This window comes from Streptomyces sp. NPDC021356 (assembly GCF_040641015.1).
In the GTDB taxonomy this organism is placed as follows: Bacteria; Actinomycetota; Actinomycetes; order Streptomycetales; family Streptomycetaceae; genus Streptomyces.
Genome location: NZ_JBFACU010000016.1, coordinates 149,669 through 175,924, shown reverse-complemented (window position 1 = coordinate 175,924; position 26,256 = coordinate 149,669). Strand labels below are relative to the sequence as shown.

Sequence of the window (26,256 nt, the reverse complement as noted above, 5' to 3'; positions counted from 1 at the left end):
TCCTCGTCCTGAGTGATTACTTGGCGGCGTGGGCCAGCTCGGCGGCCTTGTCGGCCGCGCCGTCCATCGTGTCGACGCGCTGCACCAGCGGGTGGGCGGCGTCGGTGAGGATCTTGCGGCCCAGCTCGGCGTTGTTGCCGTCGAGGCGGACGACGAGCGGCTTCTCGACCTTCTCGCCGCGGTCCTCCAGGAGCTTCAGCGCCTGGACGATGCCGTTGGCGACCTCGTCACAGGCGGTGATGCCACCGAAGACGTTGACGAAGACGGACTTGACGTCCGGGTCGCCGAGGATGATCTCCAGGCCGTTCGCCATGACCTGGGCGGAGGCGCCGCCGCCGATGTCCAGGAAGTTGGCGGGCTTGACGTTGCCGTGCTTCTCACCGGCGTACGCGACGACGTCCAGGGTGCTCATGACGAGACCCGCGCCGTTGCCGATGATGCCGACCTCACCGTCGAGCTTGACGTAGTTGAGGTTCTTCTCCTTGGCCGCGGCCTCGAGCGGGTTGGCCGCCGCCTTGTCGTGGAGGGCCTCGAAGTCGGGGTGACGGAACTCGGCGTTGTCGTCGAGCGACACCTTGCCGTCCAGGGCGATGACCTCGCCCGAGGCGACCTTGGCCAGCGGGTTGACCTCGACCAGGAGGGCGTCCTCCTTGATGAAGGTGTCCCAGAGCCTGACCAGGACGTTCGCGACCTTGTCGGCGACCTCGGCCGGGAACTTGGCGGCCGCGACGATCTCGCGGGCCTTCTCCGGCGTCACACCGTCGATGGCGTCGATCGGGGTCTTGGCGACGGCCTCGGGGCGGGTCGCGGCGACCTCCTCGATCTCCATGCCGCCCTCGACGGAGGCGATGGAGAGGAAGGTGCGGTTCGCACGGTCGAGGAGGAAGGAGACGTAGTACTCCTCGACGATCTCGGGGGCCGTCTCGGCGATCATGACCTTGTGGACCGTGTGGCCCTTGATGTCCATGCCGAGGATGTCCGTCGAGCGGGCGACGGCCTCATCCGGGGTGGCGGCGAGCTTCACGCCGCCGGCCTTGCCACGACCACCGACCTTCACCTGCGCCTTGACGACGGACTTGCCGCCCAGACGCTCGGTGATCTCGCGCGCCGCCTCAGGCGTGTCGATGACTTCACCGGCCAGCACCGGTACATCGTGCTTGGCGAAGAGGTCCCTCGCCTGGTACTCGAACAGGTCCACGCGCTTCCGTCCCTATCAGTGATCTCGCGGTTCGTTGGATGCGTGGGCGTGCCGCGAAGGGCAACGTGACGTCCGCTTGTCACAAGGGGGGCGCACACGGTGTCCGAGCGCGCGGCATGTCCATCTCGCAGGTTATCGCCGCTTGCGGGGGCGCCATAAATCGAGGGTCACACCTGAGCGGTGATACCTGTCACATGATGCCGCCTTCCCTGGCACCGCGTGCCGCGCGGGAGGCCTCGGGAGGCCCGCGGGCCGGGGCTTCCGTGCGGGGTCTCACCGGGCTGGGGTTGACCCGGTGAGACCCCAGGAAGAGCCCCTCGGGGCTCGGGCCGACTGATCCCCACCCCAATGGGGACCAGCCGGCCCTTCCGCGGGTTGCCGGGCGGACGACCGGAGAAACCGACGGTTTTCGGCCAACCGGGCCCACTGGTCCCGCGGGGTCGCGTGGCTCTCGCGGGCCGCTGTGGAGTGCCATGGACCGCCGCTGACCGCCGCTGACCGCCGCTGACCGCGGTGAACCGCCGCAACTGTCGTGGACTGCCGTGGCCGCCGCGACTGCCCTGCGGCCCGGTGGCCGGCGGGCCGGCGAGGCACCGATCCTTGCACGCACCTCCCGTCGTGGCGCAAGACCCTGCTACCGATGAGTAGGAAACCTTCCGCCCGCGCTCCCCGCACCTCTGGCCCCCTCCGTCTCGCCTCACGCGGTCTCGGGGACCGGCAGCGGACGCTTCTCGATCGCCGCCGCCATCACCTCCGGGAACAGGTCGGGGGTGCAGGCGAACGCCGGGGCGCCGAGCGCCGCCAGCGCCGCCGCGTGCTCCCTGTCGTACGCGGGGGCGCCCTCGTCGGAGAGCGCGAGCAGCGTCACGAACTGCACCCCCGACGCCTGCATCGCCGCGACTCGCTTCATCATCTCGTTGCGTATGCCTCCCTCGTACAGGTCGCTGATCAGCACGACCACCGTCTCGGCGGGCCGGGTGATCTGCGACTGGCAGTACGCCAGCGCCCGGTTGATGTCCGTGCCGCCGCCGAGCTGGGTGCCGAAGAGCACGTCGACGGGATCGTCGAGCTGGTCGGTGAGGTCGACGACCGCGGTGTCGAACACGACCAGCCGCGTGGTGATCGACCGCATGGACGCCAGCACCGCACCGAACACCGACGCGTACACCACCGAGGCCGCCATCGACCCGGACTGGTCGATGCAGAGGATGACCTCCTTCTTCACGGACTGCGCCGCCCGCCCGTACCCGATGAGCCGCTCCGGCACGATCGTGCGGTACTCGGGCAGGTAGTGCTTGAGGTTGGCCGCGATGGTGCGGTTCCAGTCGATGTCGTGATGGCGGGGCCTGCTGATGCGCGCACTGCGGTCGAGCGCGCCGGTGAGGGTGGCCCGGGTACGCGTGGCGAGCCGCTTCTCCAGGTCCTCCACGACCTTGCGCACCACGGCCCGCGCCGTCTCCTTCGTCGTCTCCGGCATCGCCTTGTTGAGCGACAGCAGCGTGCCGACGAGGTGGACGTCCGCTTCCACGGCCTCCAGCATCTCCGGTTCGAGCAGCAGCGTGGACAGTCCGAGCCGGTCGATGGCGTCCCGCTGCATGACCTGCACGACGGAGGCGGGGAAGTACGTCCGTATGTCCCCCAGCCAGCGCGCCACCGAGGGCGCCGAGGCCCCGAGCCCGGCCGAACGGTCCCGCCCGGCCCGGCCCGCCTGCGGCTTGTCGCCCTTGCCGTAGAGCGCGGCCAGCGCCCCGTCCATCGCCGCGTCCCGTCCGGAGAGCGCGCACCCCGTGCCGTCGGCCGCGTCACCCCCGAGCACGAGCCGCCACCGCCGCAGCCGCTCCTGGACCACGTCCACCGCTCCGTCGTCTCCCCCCTGCACCGACGCCATACCGCCGCCCCCGCCCTTCTCCACCGCCGACGTCATACCGCCACCCCCTCGAACTCGTCGCCCGACTCCCCGCCGAGACCGGAGCGACCGGAACCCGAGCCACGGCCCCAGCCTGGGCCGATGCCGAAGGGCGAACCAGAGGCGGGGCCCGCCCCGGGGGCCGAGTCCGAGTCAGGGCCCGTCCCCGGGGCCGAGCCGACAGCCGCGTCCCGGCCGACGGCCGCGTCCGCGTCGGCGTCCGCATCCGGTGCGCACGCCGCGGCCGGGCCGGGCACCGCGTCGTCCAGGCCCAGCAGCAGGCGCACCACCGGCAGTACCGCGTCGGCCCGTTCCTGGTCGAGGTGGGCCGCGAAACCGGGGGCGCCGGCCACCGCCGTCGTCCCGGTCGTGCGGCCGTCCTGTCCCGGAGCGCGCCGGACCAGCTCGCCGAGTGTTCTGCGCACCCCGGGCTCGTACGCCGAGAAGGTGCGCCGCAGCAGCGGCAGCACGTCGGTGAACGCGTCCGCCGGCACTCCGGTCAGCCAGGCGTCGACCAGCCCGAGCAGCCGCTCGTCGTGCACGAGCAGCATCCCGCCCCCGCCGCCTACGAACCCCTCGATCCACGCGGCGGCGTCCGGCGGCGGTGTGCCCGGGGAGAGCGCGAGCCCCATGAGCCGCGCCGCCCGGTCCTGCGCGACCGCGCCGTCGTCGAGCAGCAGCCGTACCGCCCGGCCCCGGACGACGCCGGGCACCCTGTCCCGCCCCGACAGCACCCGGAGCACGCCGTGCCAGCGGGCGCGCAGATCGCCGTGCCCGGTGTCGAGGGTGTCGCCGAGCAGACCCACGGCCGTGTGGACCGCGTCCACGTGGCGTCGCATCTCCTCGGCCGCGTCCGCGTCCAGGGCGGCGCAGGCCGGGGGCAGGCCGACGAAGACGCGCTCGGCGAGGCCCGCCGCGACCCCGGCCAGGGCCTCGGTGTCCGTGCCGCGCACATCGCCGTAGCGCAGCGAGCGGACCAGGGCGGGCAGCGCCTGGGCGAGGTGCCCGACGTCGGCGTCGAGCGCCGCCCGGTCGGCGAGCACCCGCATCACCACGGGCAGCGCGTCGGACAGTCCCGCCAGCAGGCAGCGCTCGGCGAGCGCGGTCACCTGCGCGAGGACGTCCGCACCGACGGCGTCCGCCTCGGCCTTGGCGGTCGCGGCGGCGAGCACGGTCGTCCCCCACACCCCGGCCTCGGCGACCCTGACCGACAGCTCGGGCTCCCAGCGCAGCCGCCAGGTCTCACGGAAGGTTCCGGTGCTGCCTCGGGAAGCCGTGGGCTCGCCCCAGCCCACGCCCAGCAGCCGCAACCGGTGCAGCAGCCTGCTGCGCCCGGCGTCGGTCTCCTTGCGCAGGTCGAGTTCCACCTCCCGCTCCAGCGCCTCGGGTCTGAGGCGCAGCCGGCGCTGGAGGCGGCTCAGGTCCCGTTGCAGCGGCACGGCGGGCGCCGCTTCCGGCACCTCGCCGAGGACGTCCCCGACCACGAGCCGGTCGTGCACCAGCGCCAGGGGCACGTCCGAGCCGTCCGACATCACCGCCCGTACGGCGTCGGTGGTCTCGCTCAGTCCCGGCAGTGGGCGGCCCCGCATCGCCGCGAGCGTCCCGGCCAGCCGCACCGCCTCGATGACGTGCGCGGAGGACACGATCCGGTCCTCCTCCCTCAGCAGCCCCGCCACCTTCGTCAGCCACCGCTCGACGGGACGGTCCGGCACGCCGAACAGGTGGGCGTACCAGCCCGGCGAGTCGATGCCCGCGCCGTACCCGCTGAACCGGGACAGTCTGCGGTGTGTCCACGGCACCCACGTCATGTCCGCCTTGACCTTGGGCAGCCCCTTCAGCAGTGCCCGGTCCGCGGTGGCGGTGGTCCTCTGCCGCAGCGCGGGGACGTGCCAGGCGCCGCACACCACGGCGACGCCGTCCGCGAACTCGCGCCGCGCCGCCCGTACCCGGAGCCGCATGTGGGCCTCCCGTACGAGATCGCGGTGGCTGCTCCCGAACGTCTCGCGCAGCGCCCCCATGGCCTCCTCCAGCACCAGGAACGGAGCGAACGCGTCCGTCCGCCCCGCGCCCCGGTGCTCGACGACGTCCTCCCACCAGCGCTCGGGATCGTCGTACCCGGCGGTGTCGGCCAGCACGGCGAGCGGATCGATCCGCACCTCGTCGCCGGCCGAGCGTTCCGAGGGCTCCGCGGTCCCCTCCTCCGCGGTCCCCTCCTCCTCCGCGGAACCCTCCGCCCCGGCGGGGTCACCGCCGTCCGTGGGCTCCCCGGCGGTGTCCGTCTCCCAGGCGAGCGTGTGCGTGGCCGGGAGGTCGATGAAGCGGGCCGGGACGCCGTGTTCCAGGGCCCAGCGCAGGGCGACCCACTCCGGGGAGAACCCGGCCAGCGGCCAGAACGCGGAGCGGCCCGGCTCGTCCACGGCGTGGGCGAGGAGGGCGACCGGTGGCCGCATGCCCTCGTCGGCGGCGAGCGGGACCAGCGCGTCGGCCTCCGGAGGGCCCTCGATCAGCACCACCGACGGCCGGGCCGCCTCCAGGGCCGCCCGCACCGCCCGCGCGGAACCCGGCCCGTGGTGCCGGACCCCGAGCAGCAGCGGCTCCGCGCCGGACCCGCCGCGGCGCTCCCCCTCGTTCCTCTCAGCGCCTGTCACGCCGTCCCCCCAGTGCCCGTCGTCCGCCCCGGCCGCCCGTCCAGCTGGGCTCCTCGTCGGCGCCGGCCCGCACCGCGCCGCCCGCCCCCGGGCCCGTCACGTTCACGCCCGCCACCGGTCCCGTCCCGCTCACGCCCGCCCCGCCGCCGCTCACGCGCTCACCTCACGGCAGGCCCGGTAGAAGTCCTTCCAGCCGTCGCGCTCGCGGACCACGGTCTCCAGGTACTCCTGCCAGATGACGCGGTCGGCCGCCGGGTCGCGCACGACGGCGCCGAGGATGCCCGCCGCGACGTCGCCGGCCCGCAGCACGCCGTCGCCGAAGTGCGCGGCCAGCGCGAGCCCGTTGGTCACCACGGAGATCGCCTCGGCCGTCGACAGCGTGCCGCTGGGCGACTTCAGCTTCGTCCGGCCGTCCGAGGTGACGCCGTCGCGCAGTTCGCGGAAGACGGTCACGACCCGGCGGATCTCGTCGACGCCGTCCGGTACGGACGGCAGGTCGAGGGAACGGCCGATCTGGTCGACGCGGCGGGAGACGATGTCCACCTCGGCCTCGGGAGTCTCCGGCAGCGGCAGCACCACCGTGTTGAACCGCCGGCGCAGGGCGCTGGACAGGTCGTTGACGCCGCGGTCGCGGTCGTTGGCCGTGGCGATCAGGTTGAACCCGCGGACCGCCTGCACCTCCTGGCCCAGCTCCGGTATGGGCAGGGTCTTCTCCGACAGGATCGTGATCAGCGTGTCCTGGACGTCGGCCGGGATACGGGTCAGCTCCTCGACCCGGGCGGTCATGCCCTCGGCCATGGCCCGCATGACGGGGCTGGGCACCAGGGCGTCCCGGCTCGGGCCGTGCGCCAGCAGTCGCGCGTAGTTCCAGCCGTAGCGGATGGCCTCCTCCGGCGTCCCCGCCGTGCCCTGCACCAGCAGCGTGGAGTCGCCGCTGACCGCGGCGGCCAGGTGCTCGGACACCCAGGTCTTGGCCGTGCCGGGCACACCGAGCAGGAGCAGGGCCCGGTCGGTGGCGAGGGTGGTGACGGCGACCTCGACGATGCGGCGCGGGCCCACGTACTTCGGGGTGATCACCGTGCCGTCCGGCAGGGTCCCGCCGAGGAGATAGGTGGCCACGGCCCACGGCGACAGCTTCCAGCGCACCGGGCGCGGGCGGTCGTCCTGCGCGGCCAGCGCGGCCAGTTCGGCGGCGAAGGCGTCCTCGGCGTGCGGCCGCAGCGCCTGCGTGCCCTGCTCGTCACCCGTGTTCGCGGGCGCGGAGTCGCTTCGGCTCGGTGTTACGGACGTCGGTCCTACGGTCACAGACATGGCTGAGGCCCCCTCCAGCTCGGCCGGTTCGGATCTGTCACCAACCGTGCACCACGGCACTGACAATCCGTTGTGACCTGCGCAAACGCTCTCGTCGGGTCGATTGTCAGTGGGGGGATCTACCTTCGATGGCATGACTCAGCAGGGGGCGCGCTGGACCGCTGACCAGGTGCTGGCACTGGCGCCTGACGTCGCGTCACGCAAAGCGGGAAGCAAACTCGGCACGGCGGGGCCGTGGTCCGAGGCGGGGAGTTCCGACGAAGGGACGGTGTGGGGGCTGTGCAAGGGAAGCGGAAGCAAGCCGTACCAGACGGTCGTCGACACCGCCGGCGCGGCGGGACCGGCGTACAAGTGCAGTTGTCCGAGCCGTAAGTTCCCGTGCAAGCACGCGCTCGGACTGCTGCTGCTGTGGGCGGGCGGCGACGGCGCGGTGGCCACCGTGCCCGCCGATCAGGCACCTCAGTGGGCCGGACAGTGGCTCGCGGGCCGACGCGGACGGGTCTCGCGGAAAGCGGAGAAGACGGCCGGTGCCGCGGACGGCGGCGCCGATCCGGAGGCGGCGCGGCGCCGGGCGGAGCGCCGGGCCGAGCGGATCACCGCGGGGGCGACCGAGCTGGAGCAGCGTCTGACCGACCTGCTGCGCGGCGGCCTGGCCGCCGCCGAGCAGGCGGGGTACGGACTGTGGGAGGAGACGGCGGCCCGCATGGTCGACGCCCAGGCCCCCGGGCTCGCGGCCCGGGTGCGGGAGCTGGGCGCGATCCCGTCGTCCGGTCCGGGCTGGCCGGTGCGGTTGCTGGAGGAGTGCGCGCTGCTGCACCTGCTGGACGAGGGCTGGTTGCGCCGCGAGCGGCTGCCGCTGGATCTGGCGGCCACGGTCCGTTCCCGCGTCGGCCTGCCCGGCTCCGCGGACGGCCCGCCGGTGCGTGACAGCTGGCTCGTCCTCGCCCGGTACGACACCGCGGACGCGAAGCTGACCACGCGCCGGATCTGGCTGCACGGCACCGGCTGCGGCCGCACGGTCCTGCTGCTGTCCTACGGCGCGGCCGGCCGCGCACCGGAGCCGGCGCTGCCGGTGGGGCTGTGCCTGGAGGCGGAGGTGGCCGCCTATCCCGGCGCGGGACAACTGCGTGTGGCGCTGGGCGAGCAGTTCGCGCCCCCGGCCCCCACGCGCGCCCGTCCGCCCGGCGTGACCACGGCGCAGGCGGCGGCGCGCTACGGCCGGGCGCTGCGGGACGATCCGTGGCTGGAGTCGGTCCCGGTGACGCTGAGCGAGGTGATACCGGTCCCGGCGGGCGACTCCTGGCAGCTGGCCGACGCCGGGTCGGACCACGCGCTGCCCCTCACCGCCGCGGCCCGTTCCCGCCCCGGGCTCTGGCGGCTGGTCGCGCTGTCGGGTGGTGCGCCCGTCACGGTCTTCGGGGAGTGCGGCCACCGAGGGTTCACCCCACTGACTGCCTGGCCCCAGGGCGAGGGCGCAGCGGTGACGCTGTGCTGACCGGATGTACACCGTCTGCGACATCCGCACCGGTCGGCGGGGTCCGCGTGTCCGGCATCGGAGTGACGTCGGAGCACGGAGCGGGGTGTTCCCGGCACAGCGGGAAGTCTCACCCGAAAGGCGCACACAGGCGACGACCACGGCTACCGGCGAACCTCACGAGCCCGCCCTTTCTCACCAGATTCACGCATTTCTTCCGCCCCAGGGGAAACCCGGTCCGGGTGACCCTCCGACCACCCTCAGGCACCCGGCAACGGAAAGGACGCTCATGATCAGGACCTCCGCCCCGGTGGAAGCGCCCGCAGCGGGCGCCTGGGAGGAGTTGGTCACCACCGCCCTGCTCGGCACGGACCGCCGCAGGCCTCCCGCCGGCGCCCCCGGCCGGGACGCACCGGTGGCACTGCTGGACGCGGCGGCCGCGCACACCGTCAGCCGCCGTGCGGGCCTGCTGCCGGCACCCGCGGCCGAACGCCCCCGCCCGGCGCCCGCGGACACCCGCCCCGCCCTGCCCCCGGCCGCGGCCCGCAGGCTCACCCAGCTGCTGGCCGACCGGTCCGGGGCGGGCGGCGGTGGCCGCAGGGGCACGGCGCCGGACCTCATGGAGTTGCTGCCCCAGTGGCTGGCCGCGGCGAACGCGCGCGGCTACGCGGCACCCCCGCAGGCGCTGCCCGCGCTGCTGGACGCGGCGCGCGGGCGCACGGACCTGCGGCCCGCCGCACTGGCCTTCGCCGGCCCGCGCGCGCTGTGGCTGGCCCGGCTGAACCCGGACTGGCGGTTCGCGCTGCGCGCGGCCCCCGGCAGCAGTGGCGCACTGCCCGGCCCCGAGGACACGGACCGCATCCGTCGGCTGTGGGAGGAGGGCCTGTTCGCCGAGCGGATCGCGCTCCTCGCGGAGATCCGCCGGCAGCGGCCCGGGGCGGCCCGCGAGCTGCTCGCCGGCACGTGGGCGAGCGAGCGGGCCGAGGACCGGCTGATGTTCGTCGACTCGCTGCGGACCGGCCTCGGCCCGGACGACGAGCCGTTCCTCGAGCAGGCCCTCGCCGACCGGAGCCGCAACGTACGGGCCACCGCCGCGGAACTGCTGTCGGCGCTGCCCGGATCGGCGCTGGCCGCACGGATGGCGGAGCGTGCCGCGGCCTGCGTGGCCGTCGACCACACCCGCAGCACGCCGACGATCGCCGTTGAGACCCCCCACGAGTGCGACGCGAGCATGGAGCGCGACGGTGTCCTCGCCAAGGCTCCGGCGGGGAGGGGTGAGCGGTCGTGGTGGCTGGGTCAGCTGCTGGAGGCGTCCCCGCTCGGCACCTGGTCCGCCCGGCTGGGCGGCCGCACCCCGCGGGAGATCGTGGCGCTGCCGGTGGCGGACGACTGGCAGGGGGAGCTGCACGCGGCCTGGTGCCGGGCGGCGGTGCGGCAGCGGGACGCCCGGTGGGCCCGGGCCCTCCTCGGGGAGCCCGCGGCACCCGAGGCCGGCGGGCCGGGCGCGGTGTCCCTGGCCGAGCGCGCCAAACTGCTCGGCACCCTGGGCGCCGCCGAACGGGCCGACTGGGTCGCCGGATTCATCGCGGCACACGGGCTGTCCGAGGCGTTTCAGCTGCTCGGGGTGTGTGCGGTGCCGTGGGCCGGGCCGCTCGGACGTGCGGTGGTCGACGCGCTCAACATCGCGCGGGACGCAGGGAGCTACCCATGGAGTTTCAGTGGAGTGATGGGACTGGCCGAGCGGTGTCTGGACCCCGCGCAGGCGGCCCGGCTCGACGGGCTGCTGGCGGTGCCGGACGAGATGGAGGACGCCTCACCCGGGGCCGGCGGGTACTGGGCGGAAGCCTTCCAGCGGCTGGCGACGACGTTGCGGCTGCGCTCGGCGATGGCCGAGGAACTCGGCGCCCGCACCGGCTGAGGCCCACGCCGTGTCGGGGCGGGCGCCTGTGGGCGCCACCCCGGCGAGGAGACGCGTCCGCCCGGCCGGCCCGGGCGCTACGCCTGAGCCGGCTGGCGGACGTTGGCCCTCACCCAGTCCACGATCGACTGGGTGGTCGCGCCCGGGGTGAAGATCTCGGCGACCCCCTGCTCCTTCAGCGGCGCGATGTCCGCCTCGGGGATGATGCCGCCCCCGAAGACGACGATGTCCTCGGCCTCGCGCTCCCGCAGCAGCCCGATCACGGCGGCGAACAGCGTGTTGTGCGCGCCGGAGAGGATGGACATGCCGATCGCGTCGGCGTCCTCCTGGATCGCGGTGTCGACGATCTGCTCCGGAGTCTGGTGCAGGCCCGTGTAGATGACCTCCATGCCGGCGTCGCGCAGGGCCCGCGCGATCACCTTCGCACCGCGATCGTGGCCGTCGAGCCCCGGCTTGGCCACCACCACGCGGATCGGACCGGCTGCCACACCCATCACTGCCTCCATGAAGCGACTACATACGTCCACCACGGGACGGACGCCCCGCACCACGTCGTCCGGGGAAGTGAACGAACGTTATCGCCAGCATCCCGCACCCGGCAGTTTCGCGGTGCGGACCGAGGGGGAAATCACACGGAGGGACAGTTCCCCGGAGGCATCCCGCAGCGGGGGCCCGCACACCACGCATCCTCACACCGCGCACCGTTCCCCGCCGCCGCGGGCCGGGAGCCCCTGCGGGAACAAGCGTCACGGCAGCCGCGGCGAGGTGGTCGTACCACCGCGGAGCAGGCCGGGCACCGCGGAGGCGCGGCGCACCGACGAGGACACGAGGCAGCCCCGAGCGCCGTACACACCGTACGCGCCGCACAGCGGACGGCGGCCTGCTCCGCGTCCCCCGTCCGCGCCCCGTCGGGAGCCTCCGCCGCGACTGCCCACAAGCGCACACGGGGGACAGAGCCGTCCTCCCGCGTGCCGACAGGAGGTCGGCCATGAAGGTCACCAGCGTCGCAGATCCCCTCCTCCCGTTCTGCCAGCGCCTGCTCCCGGGCCGGATCGCGGGGGTGTCGCTGGGCCTGCTCAAGGCGACGGCCCTGGAGCTGGCGATCCTCGCCGGGCACGTTCTCCTCTACCCCTCGGGAATCGTGCAGGAGCGCCGCGCCGCCGAGACCCCGCTCCCCGCACCGGATGCCGCCGCGCAGTTGCCCGTCGAGGCCAAGCCGCCGGTGGTGCTGCTGCACGGCTTCATCGACAACCGCTCGGTCTTCGTACTGCTGCGCCGCAACCTCGCGCAGCACGGCAGGCATCGCGTGGAGTCCCTCAACTACTCGCCGCTGACCTGCGACATCCGCTGCGCGGCCGAACTGCTCGGCCGGCACATCGAGGAGATCTGCGAGCGCACCGGCAGCGAGCGGGTCGACGTCGTCGGACACAGCCTCGGGGGGCTGATAGCCCGTTACTACGTGCAGCGGCTGGGCGGCGACGCCCGCGTCCGCACCCTCGTCACCCTGGGCACCCCGCACGCCGGCACCCGGGTCGCCCCGCTGGCCAACGCGCACCCCATCGTCCGTCAGATGCGGCCGGGTTCGGAGCTGATCGAGGAGTTGTCCCGGCCCGCGCCCGGCTGCCGTACGTACTTCGTCGGCTTCTGGAGCGACCTGGACCACCTGATGGACCCGCTGGAGTCGGCCTGCGTCGAGCACCCGGACCTCCGGGCGGAGAACGTCCGGGTGAGCGGCATCGGCCACCTCGCCATGCCCGTGCACCCCGCCGTCGCGAGCGGCATACGCCAGGCCCTGGACACCGTGCGGCCCGGGGACCCGTCCGCGGCACAGGGCGGAGGGCTCACCGTGGCCTGACCAGCTCCGTGAGCCCGGCCGACCGGCTCCACGACCTGACCGGCCCGGCCCCGCGACCTGGCCCGTCCAGCTCCACGACCTGACCCGACCGGCTCCACGACCTGACCCGACCGGCTCCACGACCTGACCACTCCGGACCCGCGACCTGACCCGACCGGCTCCGTGGCCTGTTCAGACGTGTCTCCGTGGTCCGGCGTTGACCCATCAGGGGTCGAACATCGTCCCGAACACAAGCCCAAGGCCGTGTCCGCAGTCCGCCGAATCACGGCCGATTGCCCGTTTCCCCAGTACGGGAAACCTGCCGAAGATTGTCGCGCCCGCATACCGCCGGGTACAGTCGCCGCACTGCTCTGGCAGCCCTGTCGTCGAGGCGAAAGAGAAGTTGGTGAACGACCGTCACCCGTCGGGGACCGCGACGCCCCCGGCCCCGGCTCCGGCCTCCGACGACGCCTCGGCGCCTTACGCGCCGTACGGCGGGCAGGAAGGCGCCTACGGTGAGTTCACCACGTACGGCGACCACGACGCGACCGGTTCCCCCACCGGTTTCCACACCGGCGTCCACAGCACGGCGGGCTTCGCGGCCGACCCCCTCTTCGGCGACCTCCACCCCGGCAACAGCCAGGCGGGAGACGGCGGGACGACCGGCGCGTACGACGCCACCCAGTGGTCGACGGGCAGCCACCACACCCTGAACCACGACGCGTACGCGGCCCAGCACCACGCCGCCTACGACACCGGTACGTACGACACGACCGCTTGGTCCGCGGGGTTCCAGCACCTGTCCGCCGTACCGCAGCAGCCGGCGCCCGCCGAGGCCACCGGCCAGTGGGACGCGGGTGCCTGGCTCCAGGGCGCCGCCTCCACGACCGCCGCGGACCAGACCCAGCAGTGGGACTGGGGCACCCAGACGTTCGACACCGGCGCCTATGACGCCACCCAGTGGAACACCGGCGGCGCGGCCGACGACGGCACCGCGGCACCGGAGGGTTCCTCCCACCCGCAGCCGTACGGCGAGCAGCAGACGCAGGGCGAGGCGCACCCGTACGACGAGTCCCGTGCATACGACGAGACCCGGGCGTACGACGAGACCCGGGCGTTCGGTGACACCTTCGACGTTCTCGACGCCACCGCCCCCGAGGCCACCGCTCCCGGCGGGGAAGGCGCTCTGGCCGCGACCGGCGAACTGCCCGCCGTCTCCCTCCTGGAGGGCCAGGCAGAAGTCGCGCCGGTGCCCGCACCGCGCGCGGCCTCGCGCAGCGGCGGCCGATCCCGGCGCCGGCCCCCGGCCAAGCGCTCCGCGCTGCTGACCGTGGCGGTGCCCTCGGCCTGCGTGATGGGCGTCGCCGGAATCGCCGCGGCGTCCGTCGGCACCTTCACCGACGGCGGCAAGGACGCTTCGGCGTTCGCCCCCGAGGCGCATCCCGTGCAGCCGTCCACCGCCAACAACAAGCTGGACACCCAGCTCCAGAGCCTGTCCGCCGGGGCGAACGACTTCGCCGACCGGGCCAGCCGCACCCAGGAACGCATCGACCTCAAGGCGCAGCAGGAGACCGAGCGGAAGAAGGCCGCGCAGGAGGCGGCGCGCAAGGAGCGGCTGCGCCCCAAGTTCGTGCTGCCGGTGGCGCAGAAGGGGCTCAGCGCCTACTTCGGCCAGGCCGGCGTCAACTGGATGTCCGTGCACACCGGCATCGACTTCCCCGTCTGGTACGGGACGACGGTCATGGCCGCCACCGACGGCACGGTCCGCACCCAGTTCAACAGCGCCTACGGCAACATGCTGATCCTCACCGCGAAGGACGGCACGGAGACGTGGTACTGCCACCTCTCCCGGTACCAGGTCGTCACCGGCGCCACCGTCAAGGCCGGACAGCCGATCGCCTACTCAGGCAAGTCCGGCAACTCCACCGGCCCGCACCTGCACTTCGAGGTACGGCCCGCCGGCGGGGCCCCCATCGACCCGCTCCCCTGGCTGCGCAGCCACGGCCTGAACCCGACCTGAGACCGGCCCGGCCCCGGCCCCGGCCCGGGTCTGGCCGGGGCCGGGGCCGGGCTGCGGACGCTGCCCGGGCCGCGTCCGCCTTCCGCTCCGTCTCCCGCCCCGCCTCCTGCCCGTCCGTCCGTCCGTCCTACAGCTTCTCGACGGGCGCGTACCGCAGCAGCAGCCGCTTGGGTTTGGTGTCGCCGAAGTCGATCGTGGCCTCCGCGTTCCCGCCCGTGCCCTTGACCCCGACCACCGTGCCCAGGCCGAACTGGTCGTGCGTGACCCGGTCGCCGACGGCGAGGGACACCACCGGCTTGTCCGCGGCCCGCCGGGTGGCGAAACCCGAGGCCCCCGACGCCGACGAACGCGAACGGGACGACGACAGCGAGGCCGCCACGCCGGAGGCCGGACCGGAGGACACCGGCGCGGAACCACCCGTCCGCTTCCAGTCCACGTGCACGGCCGGGATCTCCTCCAGGAACCGGGAAGGCGGGTTGTACGACGGCTGTCCCCACGCGCTGCGCATCGCCGAGCGGGTCAGGTACAGCCGCTCCCGCGCGCGTGTGATGCCGACGTAGGCCAGACGGCGCTCCTCCTCCAGCTCCTTGACCTGGCCGAGGGCGCGCATGTGCGGGAAGACGCCGTCCTCCATGCCGGTGAGGAAGACCACCGGGAACTCCAGGCCCTTGGCGGTGTGCAGTGTCATCAGCGTGATGACGCCGTCGCCGTCCTCCTCGTCGGGGATCTGGTCGGAGTCGGCGACCAGGGCGACCTGCTCCAGGAACTCGGACAGGGCGACCGACTCGCCCTCCCCGCGCTCCTGCTCGAACTCCAGGGCGACGGCGGCGAGTTCCTGGAGGTTCTCGATGCGGGTCTCGTCCTGCGGGTCGGTGGAGGACTGCAACTCCGCCAGGTAGCCCGTGCGATCGAGGACTGCTTCCAGTACCGTGGCGGGGCCCGCGCCCGACTCCACGATGGTGCGCAGCTCCTCCATCAGCGTGTTGAACCGCTTGACGGCGTTCGTCGACCGCGCGGCCATGCCGTACGCCTCGTCGACGCGGCGCAGTGCCTGCGGGAAGCTGATCTTCTCCCGCTGGGAGAGCGCGTCGATCATCGCCTCGGCGCGCTCGCCGATGCCCCGCTTGGGCACGTTGAGGATGCGGCGCAGCGGGACGGAGTCCTCGGGGTTGGCCAGCACGCGCAGGTAGGCCAGGACGTCCCGGACCTCCTTGCGCTCGTAGAAGCGGACGCCGCCGACGACCTTGTAGGGCAGGCCGACGCGGATGAAGATCTCCTCGAAGACACGGGACTGGGCGTTGGTGCGGTAGAAGACGGCGACGTCGCCCGCCTTGGCCTCGCGCGCGTCCGTGAGGCGGTCTATCTCCTCGGCGACGAACTGCGCCTCGTCGTGCTCGGTGTCGGCGACGTACCCGGTGATCCGGGCGCCCGTGCCCGCATTGGTCCACAGGTTCTTCGGACGGCGGGACTCGTTGCGCTCGATGACCGCGTTGGCTGCGGACAGGATCGTCTGCGTGGAGCGGTAGTTCTGCTCCAGCAGGATCGTCGTCGCGTCCGGGTAGTCCTCCTCGAACTGGAGGATGTTGCGGATGGTCGCGCCGCGGAAGGCGTAGATCGACTGGTCGGCGTCACCGACCACGCACAGCTCGGCGGGGTGGAGGTCGTCGGGGCCGGGCGGTACGTCCGCGGGGTGCACGGCGGTGCCGACGAGTTCCCGTACGAGGGTGTACTGGGCGTGGTTGGTGTCCTGGTACTCGTCGACCAGGACGTGCCGGAAGCGGCGGCGGTAGTGCTCGGCGACGTCCGGGAAGGCGCGCAGCAGATTGACCGTCGTCATGATCAGGTCGTCGAAGTCGAGTGCGTTGGCCTCGCGCAGCCGCGACTGGTAGAGGGCGTAGGCCTGGGCGAGGGTCTTCTCGAAACCGTCGGTGGCCTGGGCGGCGAAGTCCTCCTCGTCGATCAGCTCGTTCTTGAGGTTGCTGATCTTCGCGCTGAAGGACTTGGGCGGGTAGCGCTTGGGGTCCAGGTCCAGGTCACGGCAGACCAGGGCCATCAGGCGCTTGGAGTCGGCGGCGTCGTAGATCGAGAAGGACGAGGTGAAGCCGAGCTTCTTCGACTCCCGGCGCAGGATGCGCACGCACGCGCTGTGGAAGGTCATCACCCACATCGCGTTCGCGCGCGGGCCCACGAGCTGCTCGACGCGCTCCTTCATCTCCCCGGCGGCCTTGTTGGTGAAGGTGATCGCCAGGATCTGGCCGGGGTGGACGCCGCGTTCGCCCAGCAGATAGGCGATGCGGTGCGTGAGCACACGGGTCTTGCCGGAGCCGGCGCCGGCCACGATGAGCAGCGGGGAGCCGGAGTGGACGACGGCGGCGCGCTGGTTCTCGTTCAGCCCGTCCAGGAGCGTCGCCGGGTCGACGACCGGGCGGGGGGCGCCGTCGCGGTAGTAGGCGTCCCGGGGGGCCTCTCGGTCCGGTGGCAGGTCGAACTTCCCGCCGAACAGATCGTCCGGAACCGGCTCCGGAGCATGGTCGTCCTCGGGCGGCGGCGGAGGCTCGTCCTCGGAACCGCGAGGGGTCTGGAGGTCCGCCAGGAAGCTGTCGTCAAAGAGGCTGCTCATCGCTCTACGAGTCTAGGGCTCCCCACCGACAACCCGGGGCCGCCCCGGAAACGTGACCGGTTTCACCGGCCGAGACCGATCGGGCGACCGGACCGCACTGCGACGACAACGACCACCCGCCCATCAGGTCACGAAAACATATCGGGCGCATCACGCCTCGATCTTCACAGGCGCCACACCGGTTGGTTACGGTGCCCGTCGGGTCGCGCACCTCGCTCCCTCCACCCCCGGTGGCCCGACCGGACAGGTGGCGACGGCGGGCGGCGGCAGCGGCAGCGGCAGCGGCAGCGGCAGCGGCGGACGAGTGGACTACGCAAGGAGTCGCCTGCTTTGGCGTCGCACATCCGCTTGTACGCCGGCGGCGGGCCCAGCCCCGAAGAGGTCGAACGCGAGATCGGCGAGCTGTACCGGCGGTCCGATCCGGTGGCCGGCGGCACCGGCGGCACCGATGCGGAGGGGGCCACCGGGCAGGCCACCAGGCAGCGCGGCCGGGTCGCCGCACTTCTCGACGGCGTCACCAGGCGCACCGACCGGTCCGGCAGGGCACGCGGCAGACGGGACGCGCCCCCGGCCGGCCGGCCCCGCGCCCGGACCGGGGCTCCCGAGTCCGCGGCGCTCCTCCTCACCGGCACTCCGCCGGGCTACTTCGATCAGGCGCAGTTGATGAGCCGGCTGACCGTCCGCCAGAAGCACCTGTCCGACGCGTACGCGGCGCGCTCCGCAGCCGTGCGGACCCTGCGGGGGCGGGCAGGAGCGGCGGGAACCCGAAAGCGCGGACGACAGCAACGCCAGCGGCGGCAGCGGCAGCAGCGGCAGCGGCAGCAGCGGCAGCGGCAGCGGCAGCGGCAGCAGCGGCAGCGGCAGCGGCGAGAACGCCTGCTGTCCGGCCGGCCCTGCGCAGGACATCAGGGTGGCCAAGGCGGCCGTCCAACGGAAGCTCGCCGACGCCCGCGCGCTGCTGCCACCGGCCCTGAGCGCGCCCGCGCCGCCCGGCGTGCGGGCTCTCCGCGCCGCCCAGGGGCACAAGGCCCTCGCGTTCGCGCGCGCGGAGATCGGCAAGCCGTACGTCTGGGGAGCGGCCGGGCCCGGTTCCTACGACTCCTCCGGCCTCAGCCAGGCCGCGTGGAAGGCCGCCGGTGTCGCCCTTCCGCGCGGCACCCGCGAGCAGAGCGGCGCGGGCACACCGGTGCCGCTCACCGACGCGCTCCCCGGTGACCTGGTCTTCTTCCGGGGCGGCACGGGCCAGGTGGGCGTCTACGCCGGTGACGGCATCATGATCCACGCCCCGCGACCGGGCGCCCGAGTCCGCGCGGAGCCGGTCCTGCGCGCCGGGGCACCGGCGATCCACCGTGTGGTACGACCGGCGTAGCCCGCGCCGCTCCGCACCCCGCCCTGCCGGCACCCCACCCTGCCGCACCCCACCGAACCGTTCACCGCGCCGCTCGGGATCGCCCGCGGGCAGGGCGGCGCGTGCTCCCGCCGGTACGCGCCCCGCCGATGGTTTTGCGTACCGGCGCGCGTGCCCCGGCGCACACGACGTGCAGGGCTTCTAGCATCGGCTTCATGCCCGTCACCTCACCTCTGCGCGCCTGGCTGGCGCAGCGACCGCCCGCGGCCGGGGCCGCGGTGATGGCCAGCGGCATCGTGTCGATCGGGCTGGGGCTGACGGGCCACGAGGTGCTGTCCCTCGCCGTCCTCGCGGTGGCCTGCCTCGCGTGGCTGGCACTGGCCGCGGACTTCACCCTGCGGCTGCTGCGCGAACGGTCGCGCTGGAAGGCCGAGGCGGGGACGCCGGCCGCCCTCACCGGGGTCGCCGCCACCGCCGTGCTGGGCACGCGCTTCTCGAACCTGGGGTGGCAGCCGCTGGCCGAGGCGCTGCTCGCGCTGGCCGTGGTGCTGTGGCCGTGGCTGCTCGTGCGGGTCGTCCGGAACTCCCGGCGGCCCATGCCCGGGGCGGTCTTCCTGTGCTGCGTGGCCACCGAGGGACTCGCCGTGCTCGGGGCGTCGGTGGCCAAGGCCCAGGCCGCGGCCTGGCTGGCACACACCGCGCTCGTCTTCTTCTGGCTGGGGCTGGCGCTCTACCTGTTCGCGCTGTCCCGCTTCGACCTGCGGCAGGTGTTCGAAGGGCACGGGGATCACTGGGTCGCGGGCGGCGCGCTGGCGATCTCCGCGGTCGCCGGGGCGAAGCTGATCGCCGCAGAGGGCGCCGGCCGCTATCTGTGGGACAACGACGACCACGGCGTCCTGCACACCGTCACCCTCGCGGTGCTGGTGCTCGACTTCGCCTGGTACGCCGTCCTGCTCGTGGCGGAGCTGGTCCGGCCCCGGCTGCGCTACGACGTGCGGCGCTGGTCGACCGTCTTCCCCCTGGGGATGACGGCCACGGCGGCGCTGTCGGTCGCCACCGCCCTGCACGTCCCCGAGTTCGAGGGGCTCGGAGAGGTACTGATCTGGGTCGCGGTCGCGGCCTGGCTGGCCGTCGCGGCGGGGGCGGTCGCGGAGGCGCGCACCGAACTCAGGGACGCCGCGCACTGACCTGAGCGCCCCGCGCGGCGCTCAGGTCCACAGCACCGCGATGAAGATGTTCGCCATGGTCAGCAGGCCCACCAGCCCGAACATGCCCTTGTCCACCTTCTCGTCGTCGCGCTTGACGTAGACGAGACCGAGGATCACGATCAGCAGCGCCAGCTTCAGGCCGATCTTGACGGTGTTGACGTGGTGGTCGTCGGCCTGGTTGAGGCCGACCAGGACGACGCCGGTGACCAGCATGGTCAGCGCGCCGTGCAGCATGCCGGGCACGAACCGGGCCGTGCCCCGGCCCATCGCCTTCATCTGGGTGAGGAAGCCGCCGAGCAGGGCGGCGATCCCGATGATGTGCAGGCCGACGAAGAGATGGATGAGTACGTCCATGAGTCCGGAGCCTAACGAGAGGCCACCGGCCTCCCGGACACTGGCCCCTGCGCCGGAGTCCGCCACCTGTTGCGCCGGACTCCGCCACCTGGTCCGCTCACCGACTGCCGCCGCCGACCCACGGCTCCCGCCGCCCGCCCTCTGTCGGCGCCCTGCCGACACCCTGACGGCACTCTGTCCGCACCCTGGCGGCGCATGAATGCGACCCATAGCACCCGCTCGACGCCCTCTGCCCCGGAAACCGTCACATCGGTCATCGCTCTGTGCGAAGGCGCCGCCGCGGAACGCGCCGCACGGTCACTTCCGGTCACCGTTCGATCCGGTCGCGGCAGTTCCGTACAACCTGTCACTCCTCCGGTACGGCGAGTCCTAGCGTCCTTCCCCAGGTGACCGGCTCCCCACCGCCGCCCGGGCCAGGGGCGGCTGCCGGACACCACCGCCAAGGAGTCCGGCGGCGGTCCGTCCCCCTGTGCGGGCCGCCGCCGGACGCGCAGAGCCCGCCGCCCCGCGGCCGGCCGGACGAAGGGACGTGACGGTCCACGTGGCCACGCACCGCAAGCCCCGACAGCGCTCGCTCAGCGGCAGCACAGCCCGTACGGCGGCCACGCTCGCCCTGGCGGGCGCGGCGACGGCGACGGGTTTCGGCGGCACCGGACAGGCCGCCCCGCAGCTGACGCCGGAGCAGGTCAGGGCCAAGGTGGACCGGCTGTACCAGGAGGCGGAGACCGCCACCGAGAAGTACGACGGCGCGAAGGAGAAGGCGGACGCGGCCGGGAAGCGGCTGCGGACCCTCGGCGACGAGGCGGCGCGCGGCCAGGCCAGGCTGAACGCGGCGCGCGACACCCTCGGTTCCATCGCCGCGGCACAGTACCGGGACGGCGGGATCGACCCCACCGTGCAGTTCCTGCTCTCCACCGATCCCCGCCACTACCTGGAGGGCGCCGCGCTGGCCGAGCGGGCGGGTGTCCGGCAGAACGCGGCCGTGGCCGGTGTGCGCCAGGAACTGAGGAAGCTGGACCGACTGCGCAGTGCGGCGCGCACCGAACTGGGGTCCCTCCGCTCGCGGCAGGCGGAACTGCGCCGGCAGAAGAAGACGATCACCGCGAAACTGGACGAGGCCAGGCGGCTGCTGGCCCGGCTCACGCCACGGCAGCGGACGGCGATCGGCGAGGACGGAGCGGCGCAGCGGGCGTCCCGGTCCGCGGCCGGGGCAGCGCGGGAGGCGCTCGCCGCCCCGCGCTCGGCTCCGGCCCCCACCTCACGGGCGGCGGCAGCCGTCGCCTACGCCTACGCGAAGCTCGGCAGCCCCTACGTGTGGGGCGCGACCGGCCCCGACGCCTTCGACTGCTCCGGCCTGGTGCAGGCGGCCTACCGCGCCGCCGGGATCGCGCTCCCGCGCACCACCTACGCCCAGATCGGTGCCGGCCACCGCGTCTCCCGCTCCCAACTGCGCCCCGGTGACCTGGTGTTCTTCTACTCCGGGGTCAGCCATGTCGGCATCTACGTGGGCGGGGGGCAGATGATCCACGCCCCGAACCCCTCGGCGCCGGTCCGGCTGGCGCCCGTCGACCAGATGCCGTTCGCCGGAGCGACCCGGGTGGCGTGACATCGCTCGCGCCCCCGCGCGGCGTGCGTTGCGCGCCCCCCGGCCCGGCCGGTCAGACCAGCCGCCGCGCCGTCGCCCAGCGGGTCAGCTCGTGACGGTTGGACAGCTGGAGCTTGCGCAGTACCGCGGACACGTGGGACTCCACCGTCTTCACGGAGATGAAGAGCTGCTTGGCGATCTCCTTGTAGGCGTAGCCGCGGGCGATGAGCCGCAGGACCTCGCGCTCGCGCTGGGTGAGGCGGTCGAGGTCCTCGTCGACCGGCGGGGCGTCGGTGGAGGCGAACGCGTCGAGGACGAACCCGGCCAGGCGCGGGGAGAAGACGGCGTCGCCCTCCTGGACCCGGAAGATCGAGTCGATGAGGTCGGAGCCGGTGATCGTCTTCGTCACGTAGCCGCGGGCCCCGCCGCGGATCACCCCGATCACGTCCTCCGCCGCGTCCGACACGGACAGCGCGAGGAAGCGGACGGGCCGCTCGGTGTCGGCCATCAGCGCGGCGCAGCGGCGGAGCACCTCGACACCGCCGCCGCCGGGGAGGTGGACGTCGAGGAGGACCACCTCGGGACGGGTCTCGGTGATGACCGCCACCGCCTGGTCGACGTCCGGGGCCTCCCCGACCACCTCGACACCGGTCTCGTCGGTCCGCCCGATCTCGGCCTGGACCCCCGTACGGAACATGCGGTGGTCGTCGACGAGGACGACGCGCGCGTGCCGCCCGGTCGCGCCGCCCGCGGCCGTGGCCGCCGCCTCCGTGGTGTCCGCTGCCGCCGTGCCGTTCGCCTCGGTCGGGTCGCTCATCACGTGTTCTCCGCCCTCTCCATCTCCAGCTCGACCTCCGTGCCGCCGTCCGGCACCGCGCGCAGCCGGGCCGTGCCCCCGTTGCGCTCCATGCGGCCGATGATCGATTCTCTGACACCCATGCGGTCGGTGGGTATCGCGTCGAGATCGAACCCCGGGCCCCGGTCACGGACGGACACGAAGACCGTCCTGCCCTCGACTTCGGCGTACACCTGCACGGCGCCGCCCTCGCCACCGTACTTGGCGGCGTTCACCATGGCTTCCCTCGCGGCCTGCATCTGGGCCCCGACGCGTTCGTCGAGCGGGCAGTCGCCGACCACGACCACCTCTATGGGTACGCCGTGCTTGTCCTCCACCTCGGCGGCGTTGCGCCGCACGGCTTCGGCGAGGGTCGCCGGCTCGTCGTCCTCGTCCTTGCCGTTGCCCTCGGGCTTGTAGAGCCAGGCGCGCAGGTCGCGTTCCTGGGCGCGGGCGAGACGGCGCACCTCGCCCGCGTTCTCCGCGTTGCGCTGGATCAGGGTCAGGGTGTGCAGCACCGAGTCGTGCACGTGGGCGGCGACCTCGGCGCGCTCCTGGGCACGGATGCGCATCAGCCGCTCCTCGGAGAGGTCCTGCGTCATCCGCACGAGGTACGGCCCGGCGAGCAGCGTGATGCCGACGAGGACGGCCAGTCCCGCCTGGAGGACGGAACCGAGATGGGCCGCGGATCCCTGGAGGACGAAGATGGCGGAGACGCCCGCGGTGACCAGCAGGACACCCGCGCCGGCGCGCAGCAGCGTGAGCGTACGGCGGCGGCGGCCGACCTCGACCCAGCGGGCCCGGCGCGCGTTGTCCGCCTGGCGCCAGACCAGGGCGACGCCCGCGGCGACGAGGACGGCCGGCAGGAGGTAGGCCTTCGCGCCGCCGCCCAGGTCGACACTGCCGACGAAGACCGACGCCACGACGACCATGAGGAGCAGGGCGACGAGCTGGCCCTTGTCCGGTTTGCGGGTGACGATCCTGCGGCGGCCGTCCGGCGAGGTCTCCGTGGTGACCAGGGACGGCGGTCTCTGCCCGCCGACGCCGCCGACCCCGAGGGGGACGAAGAACCAGAAGGCCGCGTACAGCAGCGCGCCGAGACCGTCGGCCATGACCAGTCCGGCGAAGACGAGCCGCACCCAGACCACGGGCAGCCCGAGATGCCCGGCGAGGCCCCGCGCCACTCCGCCGAGCCAGCGTCCGTCGCTGCTGCGGTAGAGCTTGCGCGGCGGCCGCGGGTCGTCGAGGGGCAGTGCTGCGGCTTCCGGCATGCCATTGATGGTCACATGCCCGTCGTACGGGGGCATCAGGGTCCGCCCCCGAGACTCCCCTGATCTTCGCGCCCGTCGCCCGTGCGGTCCGCGCACGGGTCCGCGCCGGCCGGTCGAACGTGTCCCCGGCGGGGGCTCAGGGGCGAATCAGGGTTCTGCCAGGGTCGTCCCGACTGCCGCGGCGGCGGCCCGCCCGTCACCATGGACGCATGACGAATCACCAGCACGCCACGACGGGTCCGGGACCCGGCCCCGGCCTTCGCCCGGTCCCGGGCGCGGCCGGAGCCGCCGCGCCCGGCACGGGTGCGGGTGAGGAGCCCCGCGCACACGAGAGGGCGCGGACAGGCCCGCGAGACACGGACGGGCAGCCGGGTGCGGGCGACCGGCCGGATACAGGCGGACAACCGGGTCCGGGCGACGGGCCCGGCCGGACCGGAGAGGCGAATGTGACGGGGACAGCGGGGGCGGCCGGCGGGCCGGAAGCGGTGGCCGAGCCGGGCTCCGCGACCACCGGCGGCCCGGAAACCGGCGGGGGCGACTCGACGCGGTTCCGGCGGGACCGGCGGCACAAGTTGATCGCCGGGGTCTGCTCGGGCCTCGGACGGCGGTGCGACATGGACCCCGTGATCTTCCGGATCACGCTGGCCGTGCTCGCCGCGACGAGCGGCATCGGACTCATCTTCTACGGATTCGCCTGGCTCTTCGTGCCGTTCGACGACGAGGAGGAGAACCAGGTCCGCAAGCTGCTCACCGGGCGGGTGGACGGCCATGCGCTGGCCGCCGTGCTGTTCGCCCTGGTCGGCTGCGGAGTGTTCCTGTCGATGCTGACCAACGGCGACGTGCTCACCTTCAGCGTCGTCCTCTCCCTGCTCCTCGCCGGGGCCGGATACTGGTCACAGCACCGTGGCTCCGCCGATCCCGACCCCCTGGCGGCGCAGGCCGCCGCCGACGCACCGCCGGAGGCCCAGGCGCCGCCGGTCCCCGCGGCCTACCCGTCCTGGTGGCGGGACCCGATCGTCAAGGACGGCACCCACGTCGGCGGAACCGGCTATCTCTGGGGGCCCCAGGAGTCACGCGCCCGAGACGTCGCGGCGGCCGTCAACATCAGCCGGGGCGAGCGCGACAGGCAGCCCGCGAGCCCCTCTCGCCCACGGCCGCCCCGCCCGCGGGGGCCGCGCTGGATCGGCGGCTGGGTCTTCCTGTTCGCCCTGGTGGCCGGCGGCCTCGGCACGCACCTGAGCCGGGACGACCACAACGTGGCCATGAGTCTGCAGACCGGCCTGGCCTGCGCGCTCGGCGTCTTCGGCCTGGGCATAGCGCTCAGCGCCTTCCTGGGCAGGACCGGCGCCGGCACGGTCCTGCTGGCCGTCGTCACCGCCGCCCTCCTCGCCGCTTCCACGACGCTCCCCGGCAACATCACCGCCCACTGGTCGCACGCGACGTGGAAGCCCGCCACGGTGGCGGACGTCCGGCCGAGGTACGACCTCGGCACCGGCGAGGGCACCCTCGACCTGACCCGAATACACATCGGCAAGGACCAGAAGGTGACGGCGCGGGCCGAAGTGGGTGCGGGACGGCTGCGGGTGATCATCCCCAAGGACATGACCCTGCGGGCGCAGATCGACGTGGGCGTCGGCGACATCCAGTTGCCGGGGGACGGCTCGCAGGACGTGGACGTGGCGCCGGGCCGGCACCAGCAGGTCACTCTGGTGCCGGAAGCGGGCGGCAAGAGCGCGGGGACAGTCGATCTCGATCTGCACGTGGGTGTCGGACAGGCGGAGGTGAGCCGTGCTGCTTCATGAGTTCCAGCCCGGAAAGCTGGTGGCGGGCGTCTGCCTCGTCGGCGCGGCCGTCGCCTACGCCGGCGACGCGGACGGCCTGTGGGAGACACCGTGGTACGTGGCCGTCCCCGTGGTGGTGGGCGGCCTCTGCCTGGCAGGTGCGGTGGGGGTCGTCGACCGCACGGTACGCCGGCGCAGGGCGCCCCGCGGCCCCGGCCTCGGTGAGGGCCGGCCGGACGGGGGGCATCCCGGCTAGTAGCGGTAGTGGCCCAGGCCTCGGCGTCGCCGTCCCGGCAGGACGGCGTCCAGGGAGAGCAGGGGGGTGCCGGCCAGGACGAGGGGGATCCAGGCCATCAGGTAGGCGAGGTCGTTGCCGTAGTAGTAGGGGGTGGTGGCCCAGCTGACCGTGAGCCAGAGACTGAGGGAGATGAGCGCGCCGCCGAGCGCGGCCAGGCGGCCCAGCAGGCCGAGCAGGACACCGATACCGACGGCGAGTTCACCGAGGGCGATGGCGTAGCCGAACCCGACCGGGTTCTTCAGGGCCAGGTCGACGAGGGCCGGGACGGCGGAGGAGTCGCGGACCGCGCGCATCGTGTCCCCGAGCGACCCGGGGCCGGCGGCCTTCATGAAGGCGCTGTCGGTGAGTTTGTCCAGGCCGGCGTAGATGAAGGTGATGCCGAGGAAGAGACGGAGAGGAAGGAGGGCGTAGCGGGCGGCGGTGTTCCGCCAGGTGCGGCGCCGGTCGAGGTACGGGGTCTGCGTGTTCGTACGAAGGCCGTGAGTCATCGTTACCAGCCGCCTCTCGCCTCTCACCGCACTGCCGTTCACCTCTCGACAGACCATACGTGTGCGAGAAAGGAGTCGCTCACTCCGGTCGGTCTTTTGTGCGACGTCCGTATGGATTCGGCGTCCGGTTGGCCCTGGGTTCTCACTCCATCGGTGCGC

General features: G+C 73.5%; 20 protein-coding genes. 9 read left to right on the top strand and 11 right to left on the bottom strand.

What is annotated here, in order from left to right; all coding sequences use genetic code 11:
- Window positions 1-16: 16 nt before the first annotated feature.
- From sucC to AB0G56_RS22985, 4 genes are all read right to left on the bottom strand, one after another.
- The gene (gene sucC / locus AB0G56_RS23000; protein ID WP_360972160.1) at window positions 17-1,198 is read right to left on the bottom strand and encodes an ADP-forming succinate--CoA ligase subunit beta; all 1,182 of its coding nucleotides are present in this window, start codon (window positions 1,196-1,198) and stop codon (window positions 17-19) included.
- A gap of 697 nt (window positions 1,199-1,895) precedes the next feature.
- Window positions 1,896-3,086, bottom strand: coding sequence for a VWA domain-containing protein (locus AB0G56_RS22995; RefSeq protein WP_360972261.1), 1,191 nt, complete (start codon window positions 3,084-3,086; stop codon window positions 1,896-1,898).
- Between the two features lie 32 nt (window positions 3,087-3,118).
- Window positions 3,119-5,752, bottom strand: coding sequence for a DUF5682 family protein (locus AB0G56_RS22990; protein ID WP_360972158.1), 2,634 nt, complete (start codon window positions 5,750-5,752; stop codon window positions 3,119-3,121).
- 150 nt (window positions 5,753-5,902) lie between these two features.
- Window positions 5,903-7,063 (bottom strand): AAA family ATPase, encoded by a 1,161-nt coding sequence (locus AB0G56_RS22985; protein ID WP_360972156.1) that lies wholly within the window; start codon window positions 7,061-7,063, stop codon window positions 5,903-5,905.
- A gap of 133 nt (window positions 7,064-7,196) precedes the next feature.
- Between AB0G56_RS22985 and AB0G56_RS22980 the strand changes: the two genes are divergently transcribed.
- A complete protein-coding gene (locus tag AB0G56_RS22980; protein ID WP_360972154.1) occupies window positions 7,197-8,558 on the top strand; it encodes an SWIM zinc finger family protein in 1,362 nt (453 codons plus the stop codon).
- Between the two features lie 268 nt (window positions 8,559-8,826).
- On the top strand, window positions 8,827-10,455 hold the full coding sequence (locus tag AB0G56_RS22975; RefSeq protein ID WP_360972152.1) for a DUF5691 domain-containing protein: 1,629 nt from the start codon (window positions 8,827-8,829) through the stop codon (window positions 10,453-10,455).
- A gap of 77 nt (window positions 10,456-10,532) precedes the next feature.
- Here the strand turns inward: AB0G56_RS22975 and AB0G56_RS22970 are convergent, their stop codons facing one another.
- Entirely contained in the window at window positions 10,533-10,949 is a 417-nt protein-coding gene (locus AB0G56_RS22970) for a cobalamin B12-binding domain-containing protein (RefSeq protein ID WP_360972259.1), read from the bottom strand.
- A 494-nt stretch (window positions 10,950-11,443) separates the two neighbouring features.
- Here AB0G56_RS22970 and AB0G56_RS22965 point away from each other — a divergent pair, with 494 nt between their 5' ends.
- Window positions 11,444-12,310, top strand: a complete 867-nt coding sequence (locus tag AB0G56_RS22965) for an alpha/beta fold hydrolase (RefSeq protein WP_360972150.1) — start codon at window positions 11,444-11,446, stop codon at window positions 12,308-12,310.
- A gap of 385 nt (window positions 12,311-12,695) precedes the next feature.
- Window positions 12,696-14,309 carry a M23 family metallopeptidase gene (locus AB0G56_RS22960; protein ID WP_360972148.1) on the top strand — a complete coding sequence of 538 codons (1,614 nt, stop codon included), beginning with the start codon at window positions 12,696-12,698 and terminating at the stop codon, window positions 14,307-14,309.
- 127 nt (window positions 14,310-14,436) lie between these two features.
- Here the strand turns inward: AB0G56_RS22960 and pcrA are convergent, their stop codons facing one another.
- Both pcrA and AB0G56_RS22950 read right to left on the bottom strand, forming a co-directional pair.
- Window positions 14,437-16,929, bottom strand: a complete 2,493-nt coding sequence (pcrA, locus tag AB0G56_RS22955) for a DNA helicase PcrA (protein ID WP_360972146.1) — start codon at window positions 16,927-16,929, stop codon at window positions 14,437-14,439.
- Between the two features lie 309 nt (window positions 16,930-17,238).
- Complete coding sequence (locus tag AB0G56_RS22950) at window positions 17,239-17,847, bottom strand: hypothetical protein (protein WP_360972144.1); 609 nt, start codon at window positions 17,845-17,847, stop codon at window positions 17,239-17,241.
- On the opposite strand from AB0G56_RS22950, the gene AB0G56_RS22945 reads away from it, so the two are divergent.
- A complete protein-coding gene (locus AB0G56_RS22945; protein ID WP_360972142.1) occupies window positions 17,840-18,298 on the top strand; it encodes a C40 family peptidase in 459 nt (152 codons plus the stop codon). The genes AB0G56_RS22950 and AB0G56_RS22945 overlap by 8 nt on opposite strands.
- A 194-nt stretch (window positions 18,299-18,492) precedes the next feature.
- Complete coding sequence (locus AB0G56_RS22940) at window positions 18,493-19,464, top strand: tellurite resistance/C4-dicarboxylate transporter family protein (RefSeq protein WP_360972140.1); 972 nt, start codon at window positions 18,493-18,495, stop codon at window positions 19,462-19,464.
- Between the two features lie 21 nt (window positions 19,465-19,485).
- Here the strand turns inward: AB0G56_RS22940 and AB0G56_RS22935 are convergent, their stop codons facing one another.
- Window positions 19,486-19,839, bottom strand: a complete 354-nt coding sequence (locus AB0G56_RS22935; RefSeq protein WP_360972138.1) for a hypothetical protein — start codon at window positions 19,837-19,839, stop codon at window positions 19,486-19,488.
- A gap of 529 nt (window positions 19,840-20,368) precedes the next feature.
- On the opposite strand from AB0G56_RS22935, the gene AB0G56_RS22930 reads away from it, so the two are divergent.
- Window positions 20,369-21,445 (top strand): NlpC/P60 family protein, encoded by a 1,077-nt coding sequence (locus AB0G56_RS22930; protein WP_360972136.1) that lies wholly within the window; start codon window positions 20,369-20,371, stop codon window positions 21,443-21,445.
- Window positions 21,446-21,497: 52 nt separating this feature from the next.
- Here the strand turns inward: AB0G56_RS22930 and AB0G56_RS22925 are convergent, their stop codons facing one another.
- Both AB0G56_RS22925 and AB0G56_RS22920 read right to left on the bottom strand, forming a co-directional pair.
- A complete protein-coding gene (locus AB0G56_RS22925; RefSeq protein WP_360972134.1) occupies window positions 21,498-22,241 on the bottom strand; it encodes a response regulator transcription factor in 744 nt (247 codons plus the stop codon).
- The gene (locus AB0G56_RS22920; protein WP_360972132.1) at window positions 22,241-23,530 is read right to left on the bottom strand and encodes a PspC domain-containing protein; all 1,290 of its coding nucleotides are present in this window, start codon (window positions 23,528-23,530) and stop codon (window positions 22,241-22,243) included. Before AB0G56_RS22920 ends, AB0G56_RS22925 begins: the two co-directional genes overlap by 1 nt.
- Before the next feature lie 209 nt (window positions 23,531-23,739).
- Here AB0G56_RS22920 and AB0G56_RS22915 point away from each other — a divergent pair, with 209 nt between their 5' ends.
- Together AB0G56_RS22915 and AB0G56_RS22910 are read left to right on the top strand one after the other, a co-directional pair.
- Window positions 23,740-25,332: a PspC domain-containing protein gene (locus AB0G56_RS22915; protein WP_360972130.1), complete on the top strand. Its 1,593-nt coding sequence runs from the start codon at window positions 23,740-23,742 to the stop codon at window positions 25,330-25,332.
- On the top strand, window positions 25,319-25,567 hold the full coding sequence (locus tag AB0G56_RS22910; protein ID WP_360972128.1) for a hypothetical protein: 249 nt from the start codon (window positions 25,319-25,321) through the stop codon (window positions 25,565-25,567). The genes AB0G56_RS22915 and AB0G56_RS22910 overlap by 14 nt, the downstream gene beginning before the upstream one ends.
- Here the strand turns inward: AB0G56_RS22910 and AB0G56_RS22905 are convergent.
- The gene (locus tag AB0G56_RS22905) at window positions 25,564-26,097 is read right to left on the bottom strand and encodes a DoxX family membrane protein (protein WP_360972126.1); all 534 of its coding nucleotides are present in this window, start codon (window positions 26,095-26,097) and stop codon (window positions 25,564-25,566) included. The genes AB0G56_RS22910 and AB0G56_RS22905 overlap by 4 nt on opposite strands.
- Between the last annotated feature and the right edge of the window lie 159 nt (window positions 26,098-26,256).